Consider the following 24,169-nt stretch of genomic DNA (forward strand, 5'->3'; position numbering starts at 1 on the left):
GCTCAATAAAACATTATTCTTTTCAGGTATTATTATTGTTTCAGCATTAATTTACTTTGCCTTCGGTACGAAATATTTAAACTGATAAAGGCTACTATTTTACTTGAAACAATTAATACAAAAAGCGTGTGTTTTAATATCACCTAAAATAATTCGTAACGTCTAAAACCTCTGAAATCAGGGAACAATTTAAGGTATAGATTACACACGAATTATGGTATAATAACCTTACCCTTTGGAATACCAAAGATTACACACGTTAGAGTGGGCATAACTTCCATTTTAATTAAATCTAACATAAGTAGATGGACTTTTTTGCTTGAAACAAACTATTATAATAGAAAATCAAAGACCCGATTAATCGTAATCTGTACTAATCGGGCCTTTTTTAAAAACATCGATTTCAAACAAATGTTTGTTTAATGGTTTATCCCAGCGATACCCTGAAATGGCTCATTCAATCAATCGTTTGTTTGAACGGATTTATGGGGAAGAGAGGGAAGAAAAGTGCAACTGTTATACTATTAATTTAGTAGCCTACTATATTGTTGGGCACGGAACTTGTCCCCGCATCCCTTAAACAGGTTAAATAAGGTGAGTATGTTTATAATTTAATTCATATTGATTCGCTTGAGGATATATACTATTATGGAACTAATTTCATATATTTTGATTCATTGTTCTTTTAAAAATGATTTTATTTTTAAAAGCTAAGAGGGAAGTTGGTGAAATTCCAACGCGGTCCCGCCACTGAAATGCGGAGCAAGCTATCAGATCCACTGTTGATGACGATGGGAAGGAGGTAGTTTTGCAATGATGCTAAGCCAGGATACCTGCAATGAATAGCTCTATTTACTCACGGATGATGGGATAGGAGAAAGATAAAATTTTACATAATTTCTATTTTTATATGAGCCAAGATAGAAATATGACATTGTAAAAACACCTTTCTTTTATTCCAGTGGAAAGGTGTTTTTTATTTTTATAAACAAATAGTTTCATAGGGAGGTGGTGAATATATATTTCAATGAAGGAAAAATAGTTTAGTTGGAAGCACATATGGTTGCATTTTGCAATAAGAGGGAATTTGGTGAAAATCCAAAACAGCTCACTTCTACTGTAAAAGCTACGAAACATTCGCAAAGTCACTGGGAAACTGGGAAGACGGAATGGAATAGGCTTGAAGCTTTAAGTCAGGAGACCTGCCATATGGGTGTTACAAGTCTTTCGGTGAGGAAAGTTTGTTATCAAAATTTGTGAATGAATTGAATGTAGTTACCATCTCATTCAATCTATTGCATATTGGACTTTAGGTGTGTCATTTTTGATAACGAACGATTCTTGCGATTGCAAGAATCTTTTTTTATTGATGAAAAGTTTCCGAACTTGTAGTTGCTTAGCAAAATGCTTGGGAGGTTGAGGAAAATCAATTTAAAAAATGGGAAAAGGGGAAGCAAAATGATGAAGAAAGCTTTACATGTATTTCTTGTTTTTAGCATCATTATTTCATTCGTTTCTATTCCAAATGCGTCAGTGGCAGCAGATTCAGAGGGACCGGCGGGCTACATAACTATGTCTGTTGATGCGAATACATTAGGGGCAGGGTTTCTATATGAACCTTTAAAAGTTCCTTTTTATGATGGGGAAACGTATGCGGATGTGACAAATCGATTTTTAGGTGCAGCCAACTATCGAAGCAGTGGGGCACAAGATATGTTTTATTTGTCGGGCGTTAAGCTTAATAGACCTCTAGATATCCAAGTTCCACAAATCCTGTTGGACGAATTGGGGATGACAAACTCAGGGATTATTGATTTTGGGATGGCTGACCCAGATTATCTTGAGGAATTTGATTTTAATTTTATGTCGGGGTGGATGTATTCGGTTAATAACGAGTTTCCTAATGTGGGTGCTGGTGCAAAATTGCCGAAAGATGGAGAGGTATCCAGATGGCAATTTACACTTACGGGTTATGGTGCTGATTTAGGTCAGGATAACACGGAGTGGGGAATGTCGCCACTTTATGTAGGGGCCGATAGAAGTGATCTTCTTAATGAGGTTGCTGAAATAAATAGTACAGCCAACAAAGCAGAGCTTCTGGCAAAGCCAGATGTTCTTAAAGCATATAATGATGCCAATGCGGCATTAATTAATCTTACAGTTACACAAGAACAGATAGATCAATCGCTGTCAGCATTAAATACGGCTTTAACTGCTACTTCACCACCTGCAAGCAGTATTGATGTTAGCGCACAGCTCAATACGAGCTTGGCCTGGATGGTTTCGAATGTAAGTGAACCCCAATTCGGTATGCTCAGTGGTGAATGGACAATTCTTGCATTAGCAAGAGCCGGCTATCCGGTTCCGGAAAACTATTTTTCTAATTATTATGATCGCGTTGTTTCAAAGGTACAGTCTGTTGAAGGAGTATTAGATACAAGAAAATATACGGAGTATTCGAGATTGGTCCTGGCGCTAAGTGCAATTGGAAAAGAAAGTACCGACGTAGGTGGCTATAATCTCTTAACCAATTTAGCTGACTATGACCAAACAATATGGCAAGGAATCAATGGTGCGATTTTTGGATTAATTGCTTTGGATACAAATAATTATGAATTGCCAAAGTCAACTGATCCAGCCAAACAGGCTACACGTCAGCGATATATTGATTTTATCTTATCCAAAGAAATTAAAAAAGGAACAGCAGAAGCGGGAGGATTTGCTTTGGCCGGGTCAACACCTGACCCTGACATTACAGCTATGGCTCTTCAGGCACTTGCCCCGTATCGCTCGCAATCAGCTGTTGCTGCCGCCGTTGATCGGGCAGTAACAACTCTGTCTTCTTTACAGAAGGATACTGGAGGGTATACGGCATTTGGCTCCACTACTAGTGAAAGTATAGCTCAAGCAATTGTTGCACTCACTGCTTTAGGTATTGACCCAGCTACGGACAGTCGCTTTGTAAAAAGTAGGGGTAATTTAGTTTCTGCATTACTCACTTTTTATGTTGAGGGCGGAGGCTTTAAACATATCGCATCAGGAAATAGGGATGGAATGGCTACAGATCAAGGCACTTATGCGTTAGTTGCTTATGATCGTTTTGTAAAAGGGAAGAACAGTCTTTACAATATGACAGATGCTTTTAACAATGAGGAAGAGTCGGGTGAAAAACCTATTGAACAGCCCGGAAAGATTGATGCACAGATTACAATTGATCTTCCAGAACATGTATTAAATAAAGCGGGAACAGCATTTAACGCTATTGTAAAAACAGGGGCATTTCCAAACGGTGACTATAAGTTAATGGACGGTGTTATCAATATCCCTGATGAACTAAGTGTCGAAGATGTAGTAATTTCAGAACGTGTGCAAGGTGGTTCCCTTGCTTGGAATTATGATGCTTCCGATAAGAAAGTTCGCTTTGTTTATACGAATACAAACTTAAGCACCATCAAATTGACGGGGGAGAAGTTTCCAGCAGATTTATTCACCTTAAAATTAAAGGTAAAGAGTGATATTGATTTGAAATCTTCATCAGATGCTGCTATTTCTGTTGGAGGAATAAGCTTAAAGGAAACTTCTAATCAATCTGCATTTGTTTTTGATAGTTCAAATGCAATTGGGACCATTGAATTTACAGAAGTATCACTAAATATAAGAAAGCTATATGTCGGGGACGATATTGACTTGATTCCAGCAAGTAAACAGGCGATTGCAGTAACGATCACTGAAGTCCAACCTGGAATAAAGGTGCAATATAAAGGAACAGACTTATTTTATTCGCCCGAAATGACAGCCAAGCGCGGCGCGGAGACGTATGTATTGATGACAAATAGTAATGAAAAGGATTCTGATCTATTAAATACTGACAACTACAGTTTTCTGGCGGGCAAGGCAAAAACGATTATATTTGGAGAAATCGATGGGAACGGTGTCATTAATGCACAGGATGCCCTAGATGTCATCTCTGCTTGGCTCAGAAAAATAAGTGTGAGTAGCGATGAAAAGATTCTACGAATGAACGTAACGTCTGATTCAAGAATCAACACTTTTGATGCTCTCGCCATTATGGAAAACTATGTTTCACAAAGTGAGTTTGCAGTAATAGGAAAATAATCGAGGATAGGGGTGATTCCAAAATTCGAATGGTCCCTATTCCCTCTAAAGGGGTGGTATATTTGTGACCTTTTTAAAACGATTAAGAGAAAATGAGTTTTTGAAAAAGAAGTCTACCCGGATTGTAGGCATTATCCTAATTGTGTTACTTATTTTGGCCGTTATTTATTTCTATATAAATAGTAAAGATGTTTTAAAAGAGCTCTTTGCACCATCAATTACACTTGTTACTCCTGAACCGGTAGAGTCTTCCAATCGAAATGAAATCGATATTAACGTTTTACTTTCCGATCTTCCAGATAATACTTTTCCGGCTTCTAGCCTTTCGGTTCAGTTTAATCACAACAAGCTGGAGTTTATCGGAGTGAAGCAAGGAACGATGATGACCATTGACAACTCAAATAAAGAGAAGGAAATCTATAATATCCCTATTTGGAAAAGTGACCCGGAAGTTTCTAATCAAACTGGGCTGATTAATACGATGTACCTTGATATAACTGGTGGAGGACATGCGTATGTGAAAGAAGGCTTCGATAAAAAGGATAAAAATATTTTGCTTCGTCTAACGTTTAAGCTTCGAGATAGTGTAATAAGCGGTGAAATTTATAATATTACGATCAAGGATGCTGTGATCGCTACAGCAGACAATGATGTATCAAGAAGCAGTTTGGCTACTAGTAACCATACACTTAAATCATACCCTGCCAAAATAGTCGTAAAATGATCGAAGCGAGTGAGAAGGGGGAGATATCGTTTGAAGGAAAAGTGGGGTACTCTTCAAAAACAAAGCTCATGTAAATGGATTGTTATCCTTTGTATTCTTATGATGGGATTACTTTTATTTGGCTGTAGCAAAGAGACCAATCAAAGGACCAATCAAATTCCTAGTGACGGGATTATTCAGCAAAAGGTCTTTGAAAATATAAAGGATACCGGCGACATTGGCATTTTTAATGGCAATCACAATAATATCACGTACCAATGGTTGTTTTTTGGAAATTTAATTGAACAACCTAAGGATGAGAATCTGCTCATCACATTTTCTAATGCTAAAACGAAAGAAATAAAAGACCAGCTTGGAAAAGAATATGTGCAGGAATTTAGCTTTGTATCAAATCAAAAAGTGTCTGGAAATCCGTCCTTATCTGTCTATTTAAGTGCACCTTGGGATGCGGCCAATGTTGAAATCTATCAATATGAGGAATCCAGTGACAGTGTAAAATTAATTTCAGCAGCAGCGGTTGAGAATTCGCCTAATGCGATTATTACATTTACACCAAAGGAATATAAGGGACTTTTCTATATTGTGGGGGGGACAGAGGAAAGTAGCGCGGAGGCAACTGCTAATCCTGAAGACACCACCAATTCTGAAGTGAATTCGAATTCTGAAACTGCTACCACCACGGAAACGGCCAAACCAAATAAACAAAATACCAATCAAAAGCAAGATGAGTATTTGTCAGCAGGCGGAAATAAATCGAAAAATAACTCAAAGGGAGATTCCTCCAAATCTAGTGCACCTAAGGCAAACCAACAGGACGAGTACTTAACTGATCCAGTTCCGGAAGGAAAACCAAAGCCTGTGGAGCCGGAAAATGCGACGATTGATAAAGGAAAGCAATATACAGCAACGTTATCTATCCGTAGTGACACGATTCTAAATAATTTAGATAAGTTTAATCCGGATAAGCTTTCGGTTCTTCCTAAAGATGGTGTGATTATGCAGACCAGAACAGTTGTCTTTAATGAGGGGGAAAGTGTCTTCGATGTGTTAAAACGTGAGACGAGAGCCTCAAAAATACATATGGAGATGGAGTTTTACCCAATCTATAATAGTGCCTACATTGAAGGGATCAATAATATCTATGAATTTGATTGTGGTGAGCTCTCAGGGTGGATGTACAAGGTGAATGGCTGGTTTCCGAATTACGGAAGTAGCCGCTATTTACTCAAAAATGGCGATGTAATTGAATGGGTATATACGTGTGACTTAGGTCGGGATGTTGGTGGCTATGTAGAAGGAGTGGAAAACTAAACGTGAAGGTGAAAGATACTTTTTCTACATGTCATCCACTTGTAAACTTTTATTATTTTACGCTTGTTATTGTGTTTGCGATGTTTTTTTTACATCCTGTGCTCTTGCCAATCTCTTTATGTATCGCGGTTACGTATTCCATCTATTTAAATGGATATAAATCGGTTAGATTTATCGTCTTTGCAATGCTGCCGACGCTGCTGCTTGCTTCTGCCATTAATCCAATGTTTAGCCATGCGGGTGTGACCATTCTTTTTTATCTCGATAATGGAAATCCGATAACACTTGAATCTATTGTATATGGAGTGGCAGTCGGGGGCATGCTCATTACAGTTATTATTTGGTTTTCCTGTTACAATGCCGTGATGACCTCGGATAAGTTTATTTATCTATTTGGAAGAATAATTCCCGCCTTATCCCTTATATTATCAATGGTTCTGCGGTTTGTTCCAAGATTTAAAGCTCAAATTAAAGAAATTTCGAATGCTCAAAAATGTATAGGAAGAGATGTCTCCTCCGGAAATATCCTTATGAGAGTAAGAAATGGTTTAACGATATTATCCATTCTTATCACCTGGGCTTTGGAAAATGCAATTGAAACCGCGGATTCAATGAAATCAAGAGGATATGGTTTAAAGGGTAGAACGGCGTTTTCAATCTATCAATTTGATTCGAGAGATAAGAGGTTACTTCTGGTTTTTATTATTTGTACGGTATTCATTTGCCTTGGAATTTATCAGAGAGTGACTGTGATTACGTTCTTTCCATCCATCATGATTCAACCGTACTCATATTTTCATTTGATTGTATATAGTGCCTATACCATTTTCTTGTGTACGCCAATGATACTGAACATAACGGAGGATATGAAATGGAAATCTATTCAATCGAACACCTAAGTTTTTCCTATCCGGAAAAGGATGAAAAAGCTCTCCATCACGTAAACCTTCAAATTAACCAAGGCGATTTCACTGTAATCTGTGGTAAATCGGGTTGTGGAAAGTCGACGCTGCTCAGGCATTTGAAAAACGTGCTAACTCCTCATGGAGAAAGGGACGGAAGAATTTTTTATATGGGAAAGCCCATCGATGAACTATCTGCGCGCGCTGAAGTAGAACAAATTGGCTTTGTATCACAAAGTCCCGATAATCAAATTGTGACAGATAAGGTATGGCACGAGCTAGCATTTGGATTAGAAAGCTTAGGTGTTGAGAATCAAATAATTCGGCTTAGAGTTGCCGAAATGGCTAGTTTTTTTGGTATTCAGAGCTGGTTTATGAAAGATGTTACTGAGCTTTCGGGTGGGCAAAAGCAATTGCTAAATCTAGCATCTATAATGGCGATGCAGCCCCAGGTACTGATATTAGACGAACCAACCTCACAGCTAGATCCAATTGCAGCCTCTGATTTTTTGGAGACACTTAGAAAAATTAACAGGGAACTAGGGATCACCGTAATCTTAACTGAACATCGTTTAGAAGAGGTATTTCCAATGTCAGATCAGGTTGTTGTGATGGAGGAGGGGAGGGTTCTTGTTCATGATAGCCCCATCAATGTCGGTCTTTTATTGAATGAGATGAACCATGAATTAATAAAGCTTCTACCAAGTGCCATGCAAATTTTTGCTAGTTTAAACTATATAGAAGAATTCCCTATCACAGTAAGGGATGGGAGAAAGCTTCTTGATAAATTCTTAGAGAATAGGAAAATAACAAAAAGGAACGAGCAAGTGGATCACCCGATACCGAATGACGAAACGGTTCTTGAGATTCGTAATCTGTACTTTAGATATGAGAGATTCGGAGCTGATGTATTAGCTGGGGTAAACTTAAAGATTCCAACTGGAAAGTTAACTGCCGTGATGGGCGGAAATGGTACAGGGAAATCGACATTGCTATCCATTATTACCGGTATTAATAAGGCTTATCGGGGGACGGTCTTACTAAATGGAAAGCCGATTCGAAAATTAAATAATAAGGAATTGTTTGATCATAATCTTGGATTGCTTCCACAAAATCCTCAATCCATTTTTGTTAAAAAATCGGTTGAACTTGATTTGCTGGATGTGTTGAAGGGATTTAAGTTAAAACAAAATGTAAAGGAACAGAAATTGGGGGTTGTAGCAAATCTATTGGAAATCACACATTTGTTACCCTATCATCCGTATGATTTAAGCGGTGGTGAACAACAAAGGGCTGCCTTAGCGAAAATACTATTACTTGAGCCTAAAATTCTTCTTTTGGATGAGCCTACAAAGGGACTTGATAATTGTTTTAAAGATAAGTTTGCAAATATATTGAAGCAATTGCTAGGAAAAGGTGTGCCAATCCTGATGGTTTCCCATGATATAGAATTTTGCGCAAAATATGCAGATATTTGTGCACTTTGTTTCAATGGAAAGATTGTTTCGGAAGGAGATCCGAGAACATTTTTTGGAGGGAATAGTTTCTATACAACCGCGGCCAATCGGATAGCCCGTCATCGGTTTACCCGTGCGATAACAAATGAGGATGTGATTAAATCATGTCATCAAACCGTATGACAAAATTAAATAGGAGAACGCTTTTTGCTTCTTTTCTAATTTTATTTGTGATTCCGCTTACGATTGCTGCTGGAATCTATCTTTTGAATGATCGAAAATACTATGTAATTAGTCTATTAATTATTACATATTCAATGCTTCCCTTTGCGATGGTTTTTGAAAAAAGAAAACCGCAGGCACGAGAATTAATTGTAATTGCAGTGCTTTGCGCAATTGCTGTAGCTGGAAGAGCAGCATTTTTTATGGTTCCTCAATTTAAACCAGTGGTGGCAATTGTAATCATCGCCGGTATAACATTAGGAGCCGAAAGTGGTTTTCTAGTCGGTGTCATGACGGGTTTTGTTTCTAATTTTTTCTTTGGACAGGGACCGTGGACGCCATGGCAAATGTTCTGTTTTGGTGTCATTGGATTTATAGCGGGAATCTTGTATAAGAAAGGGCTTTTATCTAAAAGGAAAATCCCGCTCTGTATTTTTGGCGGTTTAGTAACCTTTTTTATTTATGGAGGCATTATTAATCTAGGTTCTTTACTGATGTGGTCAGCGAATCCAACGATGAATGCTTTAATTGCAACATATTTATCCGGCATTCCATTTGATTTAGGGCATGCAGTAGCCACTGTTCTATTTTTACTGCTTATATCTGATACGATGATCGAAAAAATTGATCGGGTTAAGAAAAAGTATGGATTAATTGAACCGAGATAACTTTAAATCTAAAGGCTCCTCAACCAGTTCTTGGAACGTTGGAGAGCCTTTTTTAGAATGCAAATACTATTAATGAGTGGTAAGGGAATGGTAGGCCATTTTATAACAGAGAAACATTGGAGTCTTTTTTCGAAAGAATGTGATAAACTGAATGACGGTTCGTGATAATCTCTGGTAGTATGGGAGAATTAACAACAAAGAGGTGGCAACATGAAAGGTCGAACGCATTTAACAATAGGGTTAGGAATAGGAGTAGTGGCGTCTGTTAGTCAACCACCTGAAATGATGCCTGTCATTTTAGCTGCATCAGGTGTGGCTTCACTTGCTCCCGATTTAGATGGAAATAATCTATTAAATAAACGTGTAACGAAGACAGCTAAACAAATTAAAAAAAGTGGAGTATTTGTCGGTGGGGCAATAATGGTCTTGTCATTGGTTACATTCTTTTTGGGTTTACACTTATTTCCTTTTGTGGATGAAAAATGGTTTACTCAACAAAATAAACTTCTACTCTTTGGGGCGGGTGCAGTTTTAGTTGGATTTTCCTTGAAGAGCCAGGAAACGTTAAAGAATATTTTAATGAGTATCTTAAGTTTATTCCTTCTATACTATGCAGCAAAGAATGAGCTGTGGTGGTTGGTTATGTTCGCTTTATACATAGGGGGAGCAGGGTGGTTTGCGCACCGAGGGCCGACGCATACGATTTGGGCTTTGATATATTGGTGGTATATGTCACATCTATTAGAAGTTAGCACCAAAGTGGATGGTTTGGCTTTTACCTCAACGATCGCTTACCTTTCGCACATATTGGGAGATATGCTAACGAAAAAGGGAGTAAAGTTTCTAAATCCCCTTACCGGAAAAGTATTTCGAATTCGTATTTAACCGGGACAGACCATCTCCTTCACAGGAAGATGGTTTATTTTTTTGTAACTTGAAGGGTAGCCAAAGAGTTCATTACTGGTAAGTAAGCCTATTAGATGAAATAAAATGATAGATTAGATATACTAGAAGTATAAGTAATTCTAATATTTCTTAGATTATTTTTTCTATAAAAACTAATGTCTAAGAGATTACTATTTTACGAAAGGTGGAAGCAAAATGAGTACGCTAATAGCTGAAGAAAGAAAAACCGTCAAAAAATCTGATTTAAAAAGGTTTAGAAGTGAAGGGAAAATCCCTGCGGTTGTTTATGGAAGGACTATTGAGACAGAGTCTATTTTGATTAACAGCGCTGATTTAAGAAATGTAATTAAGGGTGTTGGTCGAAATGGTATTTTCCCGTTAAATCTTAATGGAAGTTCAAAAAATGTGATTTTAAGAGATTACCAAACTAACGCTGTAACGAAAGAGATTCTTCATGTAGATTTTCTTCAAGTGGACAAGGATACTGAAATTGATACAAAAGTGAGTGTTATTCTAAAGGGAACTTCGAATGGAGAGAAAGTTGGAGGGGTTGTTAATCAATTTCTTCATGAATTGGATCTAACGGCAAAAGCAAATGATCTCCCTGACAATATTGAAATTAACATCACTGAATTTGAAATTGGCCATTCCGTTCGAATCGCAGATATTAAAGAAGAGTATAGTAACTGTACGATTAACCATGAAGATGACGAAACGATCGTAATGATCGACTATGCGAGAGTTCGAAATGAAGAGGAAGAAAGTGAAGTTGAAGTTTCGGGTGTCTGATAATCCTAGCAATCTAACCTGGTAAGTTGAGAATAGGACTATAAGACAGACCCAAAAACCTCGACACATAACACTTTAGTGTTTTGCCGTTTATAAGTGTAAACAAAACGAATATTGATAGCAATACTTTTGTAGAAAAAATTACTTTTTAATGCTTCCCAAAAACATTTATATGGGAGTTTCATTGGAAAAAACCTCAGACCTCTTCTTTAATGAAGAAAGCTGAGGTTTTTCTATTTTCGGCTTAACTCTTACAATTTATTACTTCATGTAACATATTTTCCAACCGATCTAACCGGTCAATAATGGGTTGTAAGGCCTCCTTCAGCTGTATGCGTAATCGGTCTGCTTTTTCATTTTCCATAATAAAATCCTCCTCGTTGGATACAGATTGTTAAGGACCTCTTTTATATAGGATGTGTTACAATGAGGATACGTAATCAAAACTTTGGGACAGAAAAATTATGAGGTTTGTGAGTGCGGGGGATTGAGAAAAATGGACGCGTTTTTTACATATATCGTAACCCTTATTGTAATAGGGATTTCAGTGTTTATTACACTTTTTTTCAAGCTTGAGCTTGAGCGGATGTTTCGTGAAAAACAGAGTGTGATCCCTTTTCATATTTGTAATGTGCTCATTGTATTAATGGTTTCGTTTGCATTTCATGCGGTATTTACGATATACATTTTTGAGCGGGAATTAAATCTTTTGCTGCAAATGGTAATTAATTTGATCATTATCCTACCGTTATATATGATCGGGAATAACATAATTGAAAAAAATAAATTCAAGTTTCGTAAATACAAGCCGGCTAAGGATGGGAAAGTGCTTGTGATTAATGAAAAGTATTTAAAACGGAAATAAAGTGATTGTTCTAAATAAGAGACTACTTCCTGATTATAAGGAGGTAGTCTTTTTGTCGTTGAAACGTGTCACATTTTGTAGGGAGGATAAAAGTACTACTCAAATACTACATATAGCGTATTTTGGTGAAAAAACTGAAAATTCCACCATATTTGGAGGATCTGAGAGGATATGGGAGTATCTTTGAAGGATAAAACACTTTTCCCATCTGAGGGGTAGAAATCATGAAATATGCTAATTTATCCTGAGATATGCTAGATTATCAGGTTTGTCCTCATTTTATTATTCCTCTATACTTTTAAATGTAACCCTGAGTTTTACCGCTATTAAACAAACAAATATCTATTCCCTCCAAGATCAATAGTACAAAAGCCGTATCCTCAAATATCTGAAAAATGTAGCCTAATCATCCCTTCTGCATTTTTCGTCTGACTAACAAATGAATTGTAACCTTTCTATTATTCTAAAAAAAAATCATCTATACGGTTGTGATGTTAAAAGCAGGAATTTGAAGAATTAAAAAAATGAATGACTATTCATTCTTTTAAAGAGTTATTTTAATAACCATAGTAAATGCATGCGTTTACTATCAAATAAAAAGAAAAAGGGGAGAAATTATTTATGAAAAGAAAGTTATTTACATTACTGACTATTTTAGTACTAGCCTTAGTTGGATGTAGTAGTGAAGGGTCTTCAGGTGATGGAGAACCGAAAAAATTAGATAAAATTGTGTTAGCAGATGCCGGATGGGACAGCATTCGCTTCCATAACAGTATTGCGCAAAGAATCCTTGAGGAAGGATATGGTTATCAAACAGATGTTACAGCGGGATCAACTGCTGCAACACTTGAAGGCTTACGTCAAGGTGACATAAATGTGTATATGGAAGTGTGGACTGACAATGTAAAAGAGCTATATCAAGAAATGACAGATGCTGGGGATATCGAAACTGTCTCTACAAACTTTGATGATAATAGCCAAGGGTTATATGTTCCGACTTATGTGATTGAAGGGGACAAGGAAAGAGGAATTGAACCGTTAGCACCAGATTTAAAAACGGTTGAGGACTTGAAGAAATACCCTGAAGTATTCCCGGATCCAGAAGATTCAAGCAAGGGCCTTATCGTTGGTGCACCTACTGGATGGGCTGTTGGAGAAACAATGTCAGCTAAGGTTGATACTTATGGTTTGGGAGATACGTTTAACTATATTAGCCCTGGTTCAGATTCAAGTGCAGTTGCAACTCTTGTTGATGCATATGAAAAAGGAGAAGGTTGGGTTGGATATTACTGGTCGCCTACATGGGTAACTGCGAAATACGATCTTACTCTTTTAGAAGAACCAGAATATAACGAGGAACAATGGAACAAAGACTTTGGAACGGCATTCCCGCCAAATGATGTTGTCGTAGCCGTTCACAAGGACATGGTTGAACAAGCACCAGAGGTTGTGGAGTTTCTAAAAAATTATAAAACGAGTAATGACTTAACAGAAGAGGCTCTTAAATATATGAATGAGAATGAGGCATCAGCTGATGAGGCTGCCGAGTGGTGGATGAAGCAGCATGAAGATATTTGGACTTCATGGGTTTCAGAAGACATCGCTAAAAAGGTTAAAAAATCATTAGAGTAATACTTACGTAGTAGTTGGCAAACTGCCAGCTACTACAATTTTTAAGAAATTTTGTCGAAAAATATGTATTTTGTAAATAAAAGTGAGGTGAATGGTTACATCATGTAACCTGCTTATGGGTAGTTTTCCAGAAATACGTTGGGAATTTATTGGTGAATATGTCGAAAAGTTTATTAAATGGCTAGATACAACATTCGAAGGGTTTTTTGATTTCATACATCTAATCTCCTCTCAAACAATCAATGGAATAAGCGGATTTCTCAATTTCATTCCATGGTGGATCTTCTTAATTATTATTTTCCTTTTAGGATGGCGTTTTAAATCAGTTCTTTCTGGTGTTTTATATGCATTCTTTATTTTCTTAATTGGAACGTTTGGTTTATGGGATGTATTAATGATCACGATAGCCATTGTCATAACATCCGTTCTCATATCCCTTATTATCGGGATACCGCTTGGTGTGTGGATGGCATTTAGCAAAGGATTTTCCATTGTCATGAGGCCAATTTTGGATGCGATGCAGACAATGCCAAGCTTCGTTTATCTAATCCCTGCAATATTCTTCTTCAGTCTAGGAAATGTTTCAGCTGTATTTGCAACATTAATTTATGCATTGCCACCTGTCATTCGATTGACTGAGCTAGCGATTCGAAATGTCGATAAAGATGTGATTGAATCTGCTCAATCATTCGGTTCATCAAGATGGCAAATGCTAACGAAGGTTCAATTGCCTCAGGCACTTCCTACCATAATGGCGGGGGTTAACCAAACAACAATGATGGCACTTGCGATGGTCGTTATTGCATCGATGGTTGGTGCGAAGGGACTTGGTGAACAGGTTCTAATCTCGATTAACCGTATTGATATGGCACTAGGATTTGAAGCGGGTATCAGTATCGTGTTTTTAGCTATCATTATTGACCGTGTGACATCCGGAGTAGCAAGTTCATTCCAGAAACACAGGGGGTCTGAATAAATATGGAAACGAAAATTAAAATAGAGAACGTCTCAAAAATATTTGGTCCAAAACCAAAATCAGTCATTCCGATGGTCGAAAAAGGAATGAGTAAAAAAGAAATTTTGGAAAAAACCAATCATACCGTTGGTGTGTACAATGCCTCAATGGAAATTAAAAAAGGTGAAATCTTTGTGGTCATGGGGCTTTCCGGAAGTGGAAAGTCGACCTTGATTCGCTGCTTTAACCTGTTAAATAAACCAACGGCAGGTGCTATCTATGTAGATGGTGAAGATGTTGTTCGCTATCCTTCATCCAAGCTGAAGAAATTCAGACAGGATAAAATTGCGATGGTGTTTCAACACTTTGGTTTATTCAGTCACCGAACGGTTTTAGCAAATGTGGAATATGGACTTGAAATTAAAAATGTCACGAAGGATGAACGAAGAGCCATTGCTTTAAAAAATATTGAAAGTGTCGGGCTAAAAGGATACGAGGATAAATATCCAGGTGAGCTTTCAGGTGGGATGCAGCAGCGCGTAGGACTTGCACGAGCTCTTGCAAATGACCCTGATATCCTCCTTATGGACGAACCGTTTAGCGCATTAGACCCACTCATTCGCAGAGAAATGCAGCTTGAGCTCATAGAGTTGCAGGACAAACTTCAAAAGACAATTATTTTTATCACACACGATATCAATGAAGCCTTTAAACTAGGAGATCGAGTTGCTGTGATGAAGGACGGAGTAGTTGAACAAATCGGTACACCGGAAGAAATCATTGAGACACCTGCGAATGACTATATTTCCGAATTTATCAAGGATATCGATCGTTCAAAAATCTTACAAGCGGAACATGTCATGATTAAATCAAGCGCTTTGGTATCCCTTAAGGACGGCTTACAAGTGGCAGTAAAAGAAATGCAGAAGAATGGAATTTCAAGTGTGTTCGTCGTTAATAGGAATAGGCGTCTAGAGGGAATTGTCACGATTGACGATTGCATCAATGGAATCAAGGAAAAGAAAACACTGTCTGATGTGATTCGGGATGATATTTTTACAGTTTCAAAGGATGAATACATTCAAGACATTATTCCAAAAGCATTAGAAACAAAGTTCCCGTTAGCTGTTGTGGACGAGAACCAGCGATTAGCAGGAATCATCCTGCGTGTTCATGTACTTTCAAGTCTAGTATAAGCAATAGATAGAATGACTCAGATTGTTTTTACGATCTGAGTCATTTTTTATATTAGAACTGAACGATCACTACTTGCTGAATATTGGAATCAACTATAATCGCTTTTATAATTAGTGGGCGGATAGTATAATAGTTACATATATTGTAAGACGATACGAGGTTTTAGGAGGACGGAAAATGGCGCAGCTTGATACGTTACATCCAGTTTTAGGAAGAGTGATCGAAAATATCGAAAAAGTAATGATCGGAAAAAGAGATGTGGCCACATTAAGCTTGGTTGCATTATTAGCGGAAGGCCATGTTTTACTAGAGGACGTGCCGGGGGTCGGAAAGACGATGATGGTGCGGTCCCTAGCAAAATCAGTAAGTGCAGATTTTAAACGAATTCAGTTTACGCCAGACCTTTTGCCGTCGGATGTAACTGGAACGTCCATCTATAATCCAAAAGAACTGCAATTTGAATTTAGACCGGGGCCAATCATTGGTCATATTGTACTTGCGGATGAAATCAACCGGACATCTCCGAAGACACAATCGGCCTTACTTGAGGGAATGGAAGAGTGCAGTATCACGGTTGACGGTGTAACAAGGGCCTTGCCGAAGCCATTCTTTGTTATGGCGACACAAAACCCAATAGAATATGAAGGAACGTATCCACTTCCTGAAGCACAGCTTGATCGTTTTCTTTTAAAAATGAAAATGGGATACCCGTCCATAAGCGAGGAAATCGAGGTTTTAAATAGAGCGGAAAAGTCTAAACCGATAGAGAAGCTTGAAGCTGTCATTACCCTTGAGGAGTTAGTAGACATTCAAAAGGAAGTAAAAGCGGTCTATGTTGATCAAACGATTAAAGAATATATCGTCGATTTAGTTCGAGGTACTAGGGAGCATAACTCTATCTATTTGGGGGCTAGTCCGCGTGGTTCAATCGCACTAATGAAGGCGGCTCAGGCATATGCCTTAATTCACGGAAGGGATTTTGTGATTCCGGACGATATCCAGTACCTTGCTCCATATGTTCTTCCGCACCGGCTTATTTTGAAATCCGAAGCCAGATTTGAAGGAATGACAACCGATAGGATAGTTGCGAAAATCATTGAAAGAACACCGATTCCAGTGCAAAGGTCGTTGAATCGTTGATGAGGAGACTATTTCGAAAGCTAAAAGAAACGGGAAAGCTCGTCAATATCTTTCTTCTCATTGCAGCAACATTTGTTTATGCGATGTTCCAGGGCGGGTTTGTAAGCTGGTTTTTATTTTATAGTTTCATTCCGTTTGGATTATATTCTTTCGTACTATCAATCTATCCGCTAAAGGATTTTAAACTGAATCGTCACATCAACCAGACAGAGTATGTGGCAGGGGAGAAATTTGAGGCTACCATCGTGATTAGAAGAAAGATTCCTTTTCCATTAATGTATGTAATTGTTGAGGAGCTTCTGCCAGCACAATTAAAAAAATATGAGCAATCGAAGCAATCTAAGGTCATTCTATTTCCGTGGTTCAAGCGGGAATTAACCTATAAATACGTATTCAACGCAATCCCGAGGGGCGAACATTTTTTAGAAGGAATTCGCTTTAAGACAGGAGATTTGTTCGGACTGATTGAAAAAGAAACGATTGCTCCTGTACGTGACCAGTTTATAGTATACCCACAGTATGTAGATATGGTTTATCGACAGCTTGAGAGTCGATTTGAGCAAGGGATGACTTCTTCCAACGTTAGATTGCAGCGGGATACTGCGATCGCAATTGGTGTAAGAGACTATACACCGGGCGACCGTTTTTCGTGGATTGATTGGAAGGCATCAGCAAGACGAAATAATATTATGACGAAGGAATTTGAGCAGCAACAAAGTCATGATGTCATTTTATTCATGGATCGAACGAAGTCCGCTCATTTTGAACAGGTTGTCACTTTTACAGCCTCACTTACTAAAGCCATTTTAAGAAAAGGTGCCCAGATTTCATTTATCTCAATCGGGGAAGATCAAGCTATTTTTCCATTAAAAGATGGTGAATCCCAACAACAAGTGATCTACCATCATCTAGCAAAGGTAAAAGACAATAGCCCCATTCCTTTTTCACAAATTGTAGAATCGGAGATTAAAAAAATCTATCAACCTGTAACCTTCATGCTTGTTACAAGTGAATTAAGCCAGGACACAATTCAGTTGGCCGGCAGATTTTCAACGCGAAACGCAGATTTACAAATTTTCGTGATAAAAGAAAAAGGAACTCAACTAACGCAGGCTGAAATGGGTATCCTTGGGGCAATCAGAAAGCACAATGTATTTGCAAAAGTCATTTACGAAGGGCAATTTGCGGATGTATTTTATGAGGTGAGCAGATCATGAAGCCCAAAATTCCAGCACAACGTGATATTCGAAACCTTTTATTGAATATATTTGGCTTTCTTTTGCTGTGGGAATGGCTGCGCCCACTTCATACTGTGACAGATACGCAGGAGACATCCGGGTTTGTTATTTTTGTTGGTGTATGCTTTCTCTTGCTGTTTTTACGAGTGCCGTTTTTGCTTGGTGCACTGATTAAAATTTTCCTGATGCTCTATATGGTTCATTCGCTTTATTTTAAGCAGGACTTTTTAAATGTTACATGGCTAAAAGGATTTGCTGCCGATTTTATAAAAAATATCGGACTCATGCTCCAAGCAAATTGGATGGGAATGACACCGATATTCCGGACGCTTCTCTTTTGTATTTTACTTTGGTTAATGAGTTATTTACTTCATTACTGGTTTACTCATCAAAAAAGAATCCTTTTATTTTTCGTGTTGACCATCATTTATATTACGGTGATCGACACATTCAGCCCGTATAATGCCCAGGCAGCTATTATCCGGACCGTGTTAATCGGATTCTTCATGCTTGGAATTTTGCAATTTGAGCGTTTAAAGGATAAAGAGCTTTCGAAGCATGTAAATATCGGGAAAAAATGGGCGATCCCTTTAGCAATTTTTATTCTGTTTTCTGCATTTATTGGTTATATCTCACCGAAGGCTTCGCCTCAATGGCCAGATCCAGTTCCTTTTTTAAAGGGGTATGGACAAGAGAACGCGAATGGTTCAATTAACGGGGTAAAGAAAATTGGCTATGGAACGAATGACCAAAGCCTTGGTGGACCATTTATTGCCGACGATACAGTTGTATTTAATGCAAACACCGAGAAACGCCATTATTGGCGAGTTGAAACCAAGGATACCTACACCGGGAAAGGCTGGAAATTATCAGGGGAAGCGGAAAAAGAAATCTTTTACGATGAAAATACAGCGTTGAATTGGTATGAGACAAAAACAGAGGTAGAGGAATTCGAGACTGAAATTCAGATGGATCTAAAATATTCGCATATCGTCTATCCATTAGGATTATCGTCAGTTGAGGCGGATCCAGATATCCATTTTAGCGTCAACACGCTATCGGAAAAAGTCTCTACGTACAGAGGCAATGATGAGGTAAAATTAGATAGCTATTCTCTTCATTATGAGTATCCGAAATATTATATTAACCATTTAAAAGAGGTTACAGAACCTGGGAGCCTTGAACAGGATGCTATTTTTAGAGAGAGGTACACCCAATTGCCTGTTGACCTGCCTGAACGTGTAAAAGAACTTGCAGCGGAAATCACCAGCTCACTAACGAACCGTTATGATCAAGTGAAGGCGGTCGAAAATTACTTCCAGGTAAATGGTTTTGTATATGATACACAAGATGTAGCCATCCCGGAAGGTGACCAGGACTATGTCGACCAATTTTTGTTTGATACAAAAATGGGCTATTGTGATAATTTTTCAACCTCAATGGTTGTTTTATTGCGGGCGGCTGATATTCCTTCTAGATGGGTAAAAGGCTATACAGAAGGACAGCGAATCGAATTAAACTCCTATGAAATTACGAACAATAACGCACACTCATGGGTTGAAGTTTATTTTCCGGAGTTTGGTTGGGTTCCCTTTGAGCCAACAAAAGGATTCAGTAATTCAAATCTATTTTCCTATGATTTAACGATGACTGGAAGCGGAAATAGTCAAACGCCGCAAACGGCGCCAGATGAAATCCCTAAGGAAGAAAAAGTGGAAGAAGCAGTGGCAACACCTATTTCTGAAGACACGGACAGCAGCATTTTTGAAAAAATTACAAAAGCCTTCTCTTGGAAATATGTATTGATTATTTTAGTAAGCATCTTCTTGATTGTTTATACCTTATTTAAGTCACGAAAAAAATGGCTGCCATATCTTTATATTAGGTTGTACAAAAACGCAAAAGATGAGGATGTGTATTTTAAGGCTTATCATGCTTTATTAAAACAATTGGATCGTGTCGGATTCCCAAGAAAAGAGGGGCAAACCTTAAGGGAATATTCGCTCCAAGTCGATCATTTTTACAAAGGGCATGAAATGGAACAATTAACACGGAGCTATGAACGAGCCCTATACCGTAAAGACAATGCTCATACCGAATGGGTGAAATCAGTCGAATTATGGGAAAATTTAATTAAAAAGATATCATCTTGACCAATAGGTACCTGATTGATAGAATAAAAACACAATTTTAATAGAAATATCCTTCGTATATCCTCGATAATATGGATCGAAAGTTTCTACCGAACCACCGTAAATGGTTTGACTATGAAGGCAGCTGTTCTATTTGTGTACGTGAACTAGAATTCTGCCTTTTTATAGGGGTAGGATTCTAGTTTTTTTACTTTATTCAGCCGGGTTTGAATCCCGGCTGAATAAAGTAAAAGCCTCCGGCGGATGCCGCAGATTTTCAATGGAAACTTTTCGCGCATGCGCGAAAAAATCTGGGCGCAAATATGCCGAGGCATATTTGATGTATATTTTCGGAAGGGTATATTACAAAATAAGACGAGGTGATTTTGTGAATAACGTTCAAGAAATGATCGTTGTTTTAGATTTCGGCAGCCAATACAATCAATTAATTACACGCAGAATTCGTGAGTTTGGGGTATATAGTGAGCTTCACCCGCATACTTTGACAGTCGAAGAAATTAAAGCAATGCAGCCAAAAGGAATTATTTTATCAGGTGGCCCAAATAGTGTCTATGATGAAAACTCATTTAGATGTGATGAGAAAATTTTTGACTTAGGCATTCCTGTATTAGGAATTTGTTACGGTATGCAGCTCATGACTCAGCACTTTGGTGGCCGTGTTGAAAAGGCACATAACCGTGAATACGGAAAAGCAACCATTAATGTTCAAAACGAATCTGCTCTTTTTTCAAATCTTCCAAAGGAACAAGTGGTATGGATGAGTCATGGTGACTTAGTTATAGAAACACCTGAAGGCTTTACTATTGATGCGGTTAGCCCGTCTTGCCCGATTTCAGCAATGAGTAATCCAGAACGTAACTTATATGGTGTTCAATTCCATCCAGAGGTACGTCACTCTGTATATGGAAACGATCTTCTTAAAAACTTTGTATTCGGAGTTTGCGGAAGTACGGAAAGCTGGTCCATGGAAAACTTTATTGAAATCGAAATGGAAAAGATCCGTCAAACTGTTGGCGATAAAAAAGTTCTCTGCGCGCTTAGTGGTGGTGTAGATTCTTCAGTTGTCGCTGTGTTAATTCATAAGGCAATCGGTGATCAACTTACATGTATGTTCGTTGACCACGGACTTCTTCGTAAGGGAGAAGCTGAAAGTGTCATGAAAACTTTTAGTGAAGGTTTCCATATGAATGTGATAAAAATCGATGCTAAGGATCGCTTTTTATCTAAGCTAAAGGGTGTAAGTGATCCAGAGCAAAAACGTAAAATCATCGGTAATGAATTTATCTATGTGTTTGATGATGAAGCTGCAAAGCTTGAAGGATTCGATTATTTAGCACAAGGAACTTTATATACGGACATTATTGAAAGTGGAACAGCAACAGCACAAACCATCAAATCACATCATAATGTTGGTGGGCTGCCAGAAGATATGCAGTTTCAATTAATTGAACCGCTCAATACCTTATTTAAGGATGAAGTTCGTGCTTTAGGAACAGAACTAGGTATTCCAGATGAAATCGTTTGGCGCCAACCATTCCCAGGGCCTGGACTAGGCATACGTGTTTTAGGTGAAATAACAGAGGATAAACTCGAGATTGTTCGTGAATCTGATTACATTTTACGAGAAGAAATTAGAAAAGCAGGACTTGAACGCGAAATTTGGCAGTACTTCACAGTCCTTCCTGATATCCGCAGTGTTGGGGTAATGGGCGATGCAAGAACATACGATCATACAATTGGAATTCGCGCCGTTACTTCGATTGATGGGATGACATCTGACTGGGCTCGTATTCCATGGGACGTTCTTGAAGTCATTTCAACAAGAATTGTAAATGAAGTAAGTCATGTAAACAGAGTTGTGTATGATATTACAAGTAAACCACCTGCAACAATTGAATGGGAATAATTCCCGAACGATTAAAAATAAAAAGTAATTAATGTTCGTTTTTAGGTTGACTCTCTAGGTACATTGTCATATAATAAAATCGAAATAAGGATTTTGTTGAAATACGTCGTATAATCTTGGGAATATGGCCCAAAAGTTTCTACCAAGCTACCGTAAAATAGCTTGACTACGAGGTATAACTGATAATGAAGAGGGTCTTCTAACTATGATTCTTCTTTTCTATCGTTAACCTTGACGTCAAGCGCTTCAGATATTACTCTGGAGCGCTTTTAATATTTGTTTTACGACGATATGGATCAAAGGGGAGAGGGAATCATATGAAAAAGTATTTTCAATTCGATGAGCTTGGAACTACTTATAAACGAGAAATCATTGGTGGGATCACAACATTTTTATCTATGGCTTATATTTTATTCGTTAACCCATCAATTTTATCATTAAGCGATGTACCAGATTTACCAGATGCATTAAGAATGGATGCAAACGCAGTGTTTGTTGCGACAGCTCTTGCGGCAGCACTTGGTACGTTAATCATGGGTGTCGTTGCGAAGTATCCAGTAGCCTTAGCTCCGGGAATGGGGCTAAACGCCTTCTTTGCTTACTCAGTTGTACTAGGAATGGGCATTGCGTGGCAAACTGCTTTATCAGGTGTATTAGTATCAGGTATTGTTCTAGTTTTACTAACATTAACACGCATTCGTGAAAAAATTATCGATGCTATTCCACAAAACCTTAAATTAGCGGTTGGTGCAGGGATTGGATTATTTATCACTTTCGTAGGTCTTAAAAATGCAGGAATTGTAACCGCAGATCCAGCTACTTTAGTGGCATTGGGGGATTTAACAAGCGGAAACACATTATTAGCTGTTTTCGGTGTTGTGATTACAGTAATTCTAATGGTTCGTAAAGTAAATGGTGCAGTTTTTATCGGTATGGTAATCACAGCTGTCATTGGAATGTTATTTAATTTAATTGATGCTCCAGATAAGATAGTTAGTTCTGTACCAAGTTTAGCACCAACATTCGGTGCAGCATTTACTCACTTTGGAGAAATCTTCACTTTAGATATGTTGGTTGTCATTCTTACATTTATGTTTGTAGACTTCTTTGATACAGCAGGAACATTAGTGGGGGTTGCAAACCAAGCTGGAATTATGAAAAACAATAAACTTCCACGTGCAGGAAGAGCGTTAGTTTCAGATTCGAGCGGTACAGTAATCGGTGCTATTTTAGGGACATCCTCAACTACTTCTTTTGTTGAATCAACAGCAGGAGTTGCAGCTGGTGCAAGATCTGGTTTTGCTTCAGTAGTAACAGCGATACTATTCTTGTTAGCATTATTCTTCTCTCCTTTATTAGGAGTAGTTACAGCAGCAGTTACTTCACCGGCATTAATTATTGTTGGGGTATTAATGGTAGCAACAATAGGTGATATTGAATGGAAACAATTCGAGATTGCAGTACCAGCATTCTTAACAATCGTAACAATGCCTTTAACATATAGTATTGCAACAGGTATTGCGATTGGCTTCATCTTTTATCCAATCACAATGGTGGTAAAAGGAAAAGCGAAAGAAATTCACCCAATCATGTATGCTTTGTTCATCATCTTTATTTTATATTTCATTTTCTTAACTTAATAAATGAGGATGCCAGATTGAAAATCTGGTGTCTTTTTTTTTATTTATTGAACTTTGCACTCGTTTTCTATCAATATTTGTCGCATTTTGAGACTGTATAATGGAATTGGTCGGAAATTCCAGTGCAAATTAGGTTGACGGGATATCATAAACTTGTTATATTAAGTAGGTCGCTGACACAGCCCCTTCAAAAATGAATCACAAAATAAAGGGTGTTGACATAGACTTTTGAAGATGTTATATTATAAAAGTCGCTGATGAACAGCTGACCAAAAAAAGTTCTTTGAAAACTGAACACAATACAAGCGTCAACGTTTTAATTCTAAGTAACAAAACTATTGAGCAATC

Annotated in this window: 17 protein-coding genes and 4 riboswitches; all 17 genes read left to right on the forward strand. The window is 37.9% G+C overall.

What is annotated here, in order from left to right; all coding sequences use genetic code 11:
* Positions 1-660 precede the first annotated feature (660 nt).
* A riboswitch (cobalamin riboswitch) is annotated at positions 661-856 on the forward strand.
* A 187-nt stretch (positions 857-1,043) separates the two neighbouring features.
* A riboswitch (cobalamin riboswitch) is annotated at positions 1,044-1,225 on the forward strand.
* A gap of 236 nt (positions 1,226-1,461) precedes the next feature.
* The 17 genes from LKW28_RS21295 (at position 1,462) to LKW28_RS21375 (ending at position 23,821) form a co-directional block, all read left to right on the forward strand.
* Positions 1,462-4,116 (forward strand): DUF4430 domain-containing protein, encoded by a 2,655-nt coding sequence (locus tag LKW28_RS21295; RefSeq protein ID WP_229142430.1) that lies wholly within the window; start codon positions 1,462-1,464, stop codon positions 4,114-4,116.
* Positions 4,117-4,180: 64 nt separating this feature from the next.
* A complete protein-coding gene (locus LKW28_RS21300) occupies positions 4,181-4,840 on the forward strand; it encodes a cohesin domain-containing protein (protein WP_229142431.1) in 660 nt (219 codons plus the stop codon).
* 30 nt (positions 4,841-4,870) lie between these two features.
* Entirely contained in the window at positions 4,871-6,151 is a 1,281-nt protein-coding gene (locus tag LKW28_RS21305) for a DUF4430 domain-containing protein (protein ID WP_229142432.1), read from the forward strand.
* A gap of 2 nt (positions 6,152-6,153) precedes the next feature.
* On the forward strand, positions 6,154-7,050 hold the full coding sequence (locus tag LKW28_RS21310) for an energy-coupling factor transporter transmembrane component T (RefSeq protein ID WP_229142433.1): 897 nt from the start codon (positions 6,154-6,156) through the stop codon (positions 7,048-7,050).
* On the forward strand, positions 7,023-8,693 hold the full coding sequence (locus tag LKW28_RS21315) for an ABC transporter ATP-binding protein (RefSeq protein WP_229142434.1): 1,671 nt from the start codon (positions 7,023-7,025) through the stop codon (positions 8,691-8,693). Before LKW28_RS21310 ends, LKW28_RS21315 begins: the two co-directional genes overlap by 28 nt.
* On the forward strand, positions 8,675-9,400 hold the full coding sequence (locus tag LKW28_RS21320; RefSeq protein WP_229142435.1) for an ECF transporter S component: 726 nt from the start codon (positions 8,675-8,677) through the stop codon (positions 9,398-9,400). The genes LKW28_RS21315 and LKW28_RS21320 overlap by 19 nt, the downstream gene beginning before the upstream one ends.
* A 210-nt stretch (positions 9,401-9,610) precedes the next feature.
* Entirely contained in the window at positions 9,611-10,285 is a 675-nt protein-coding gene (locus LKW28_RS21325) for a metal-dependent hydrolase (RefSeq protein WP_229142436.1), read from the forward strand.
* 216 nt (positions 10,286-10,501) lie between these two features.
* On the forward strand, positions 10,502-11,095 hold the full coding sequence (locus LKW28_RS21330) for a 50S ribosomal protein L25 (protein WP_229142437.1): 594 nt from the start codon (positions 10,502-10,504) through the stop codon (positions 11,093-11,095).
* Between the two features lie 496 nt (positions 11,096-11,591).
* Positions 11,592-11,960: a hypothetical protein gene (locus tag LKW28_RS21335; protein ID WP_229142438.1), complete on the forward strand. Its 369-nt coding sequence runs from the start codon at positions 11,592-11,594 to the stop codon at positions 11,958-11,960.
* A gap of 621 nt (positions 11,961-12,581) precedes the next feature.
* Positions 12,582-13,592: an ABC transporter substrate-binding protein gene (locus LKW28_RS21340; protein WP_229142439.1), complete on the forward strand. Its 1,011-nt coding sequence runs from the start codon at positions 12,582-12,584 to the stop codon at positions 13,590-13,592.
* A 115-nt stretch (positions 13,593-13,707) separates the two neighbouring features.
* Positions 13,708-14,568 carry an ABC transporter permease gene (locus LKW28_RS21345; RefSeq protein ID WP_229142444.1) on the forward strand — a complete coding sequence of 287 codons (861 nt, stop codon included), beginning with the start codon at positions 13,708-13,710 and terminating at the stop codon, positions 14,566-14,568.
* A gap of 2 nt (positions 14,569-14,570) precedes the next feature.
* Positions 14,571-15,743 (forward strand): quaternary amine ABC transporter ATP-binding protein, encoded by a 1,173-nt coding sequence (locus tag LKW28_RS21350; RefSeq protein WP_229142440.1) that lies wholly within the window; start codon positions 14,571-14,573, stop codon positions 15,741-15,743.
* A gap of 178 nt (positions 15,744-15,921) precedes the next feature.
* A complete protein-coding gene (locus tag LKW28_RS21355; RefSeq protein WP_229142441.1) occupies positions 15,922-16,884 on the forward strand; it encodes an AAA family ATPase in 963 nt (320 codons plus the stop codon).
* Positions 16,884-18,101, forward strand: a complete 1,218-nt coding sequence (locus LKW28_RS21360; protein ID WP_229142445.1) for a DUF58 domain-containing protein — start codon at positions 16,884-16,886, stop codon at positions 18,099-18,101. Before LKW28_RS21355 ends, LKW28_RS21360 begins: the two co-directional genes overlap by 1 nt.
* Entirely contained in the window at positions 18,098-20,275 is a 2,178-nt protein-coding gene (locus LKW28_RS21365) for a transglutaminaseTgpA domain-containing protein (RefSeq protein WP_229142442.1), read from the forward strand. Before LKW28_RS21360 ends, LKW28_RS21365 begins: the two co-directional genes overlap by 4 nt.
* 33 nt (positions 20,276-20,308) lie before the next feature.
* Positions 20,309-20,410, forward strand: a riboswitch (purine riboswitch).
* Positions 20,411-20,594: 184 nt separating this feature from the next.
* On the forward strand, positions 20,595-22,181 hold the full coding sequence (gene guaA, locus LKW28_RS21370; protein WP_420708926.1) for a glutamine-hydrolyzing GMP synthase: 1,587 nt from the start codon (positions 20,595-20,597) through the stop codon (positions 22,179-22,181).
* Positions 22,182-22,267: 86 nt separating this feature from the next.
* Positions 22,268-22,370, forward strand: a riboswitch (purine riboswitch).
* Positions 22,371-22,498: 128 nt separating this feature from the next.
* Positions 22,499-23,821, forward strand: a complete 1,323-nt coding sequence (locus LKW28_RS21375; protein ID WP_229142443.1) for an NCS2 family permease — start codon at positions 22,499-22,501, stop codon at positions 23,819-23,821.
* Positions 23,822-24,169 lie beyond the last annotated feature (348 nt).

The organism is Bacillus sp. REN16, assembly GCF_020731355.1.
Taxonomy (GTDB): domain Bacteria; phylum Bacillota; class Bacilli; order Bacillales; family Bacillaceae_L; genus Ferdinandcohnia.

Excerpts from the sequence above, each read along its gene's own strand:
- LKW28_RS21350 (WP_229142440.1), top strand. The coding sequence starts at position 14,571 with ATGGAAACGAAAATTAAAATAGAGAACGTCTCAAAAATATTTGGTCCA.
- LKW28_RS21360 (WP_229142445.1), top strand. The coding sequence starts at position 16,884 with ATGAGGAGACTATTTCGAAAGCTAAAAGAAACGGGAAAGCTCGTCAAT.
- LKW28_RS21315 (WP_229142434.1), top strand. The coding sequence starts at position 7,023 with ATGGAAATCTATTCAATCGAACACCTAAGTTTTTCCTATCCGGAAAAG.
- LKW28_RS21330 (WP_229142437.1), top strand. The coding sequence starts at position 10,502 with ATGAGTACGCTAATAGCTGAAGAAAGAAAAACCGTCAAAAAATCTGAT.
- LKW28_RS21295 (WP_229142430.1), top strand. The coding sequence starts at position 1,462 with ATGAAGAAAGCTTTACATGTATTTCTTGTTTTTAGCATCATTATTTCA.
- LKW28_RS21325 (WP_229142436.1), top strand. The coding sequence starts at position 9,611 with ATGAAAGGTCGAACGCATTTAACAATAGGGTTAGGAATAGGAGTAGTG.
- LKW28_RS21345 (WP_229142444.1), top strand. The coding sequence starts at position 13,708 with ATGGGTAGTTTTCCAGAAATACGTTGGGAATTTATTGGTGAATATGTC.
- LKW28_RS21375 (WP_229142443.1), top strand. The coding sequence starts at position 22,499 with ATGAAAAAGTATTTTCAATTCGATGAGCTTGGAACTACTTATAAACGA.
- LKW28_RS21335 (WP_229142438.1), top strand. The coding sequence starts at position 11,592 with ATGGACGCGTTTTTTACATATATCGTAACCCTTATTGTAATAGGGATT.
- LKW28_RS21365 (WP_229142442.1), top strand. The coding sequence starts at position 18,098 with ATGAAGCCCAAAATTCCAGCACAACGTGATATTCGAAACCTTTTATTG.
- LKW28_RS21340 (WP_229142439.1), top strand. The coding sequence starts at position 12,582 with ATGAAAAGAAAGTTATTTACATTACTGACTATTTTAGTACTAGCCTTA.
- LKW28_RS21355 (WP_229142441.1), top strand. The coding sequence starts at position 15,922 with ATGGCGCAGCTTGATACGTTACATCCAGTTTTAGGAAGAGTGATCGAA.
- guaA (WP_420708926.1), top strand. The coding sequence starts at position 20,595 with ATGTATATTTTCGGAAGGGTATATTACAAAATAAGACGAGGTGATTTT.
- LKW28_RS21320 (WP_229142435.1), top strand. The coding sequence starts at position 8,675 with ATGTCATCAAACCGTATGACAAAATTAAATAGGAGAACGCTTTTTGCT.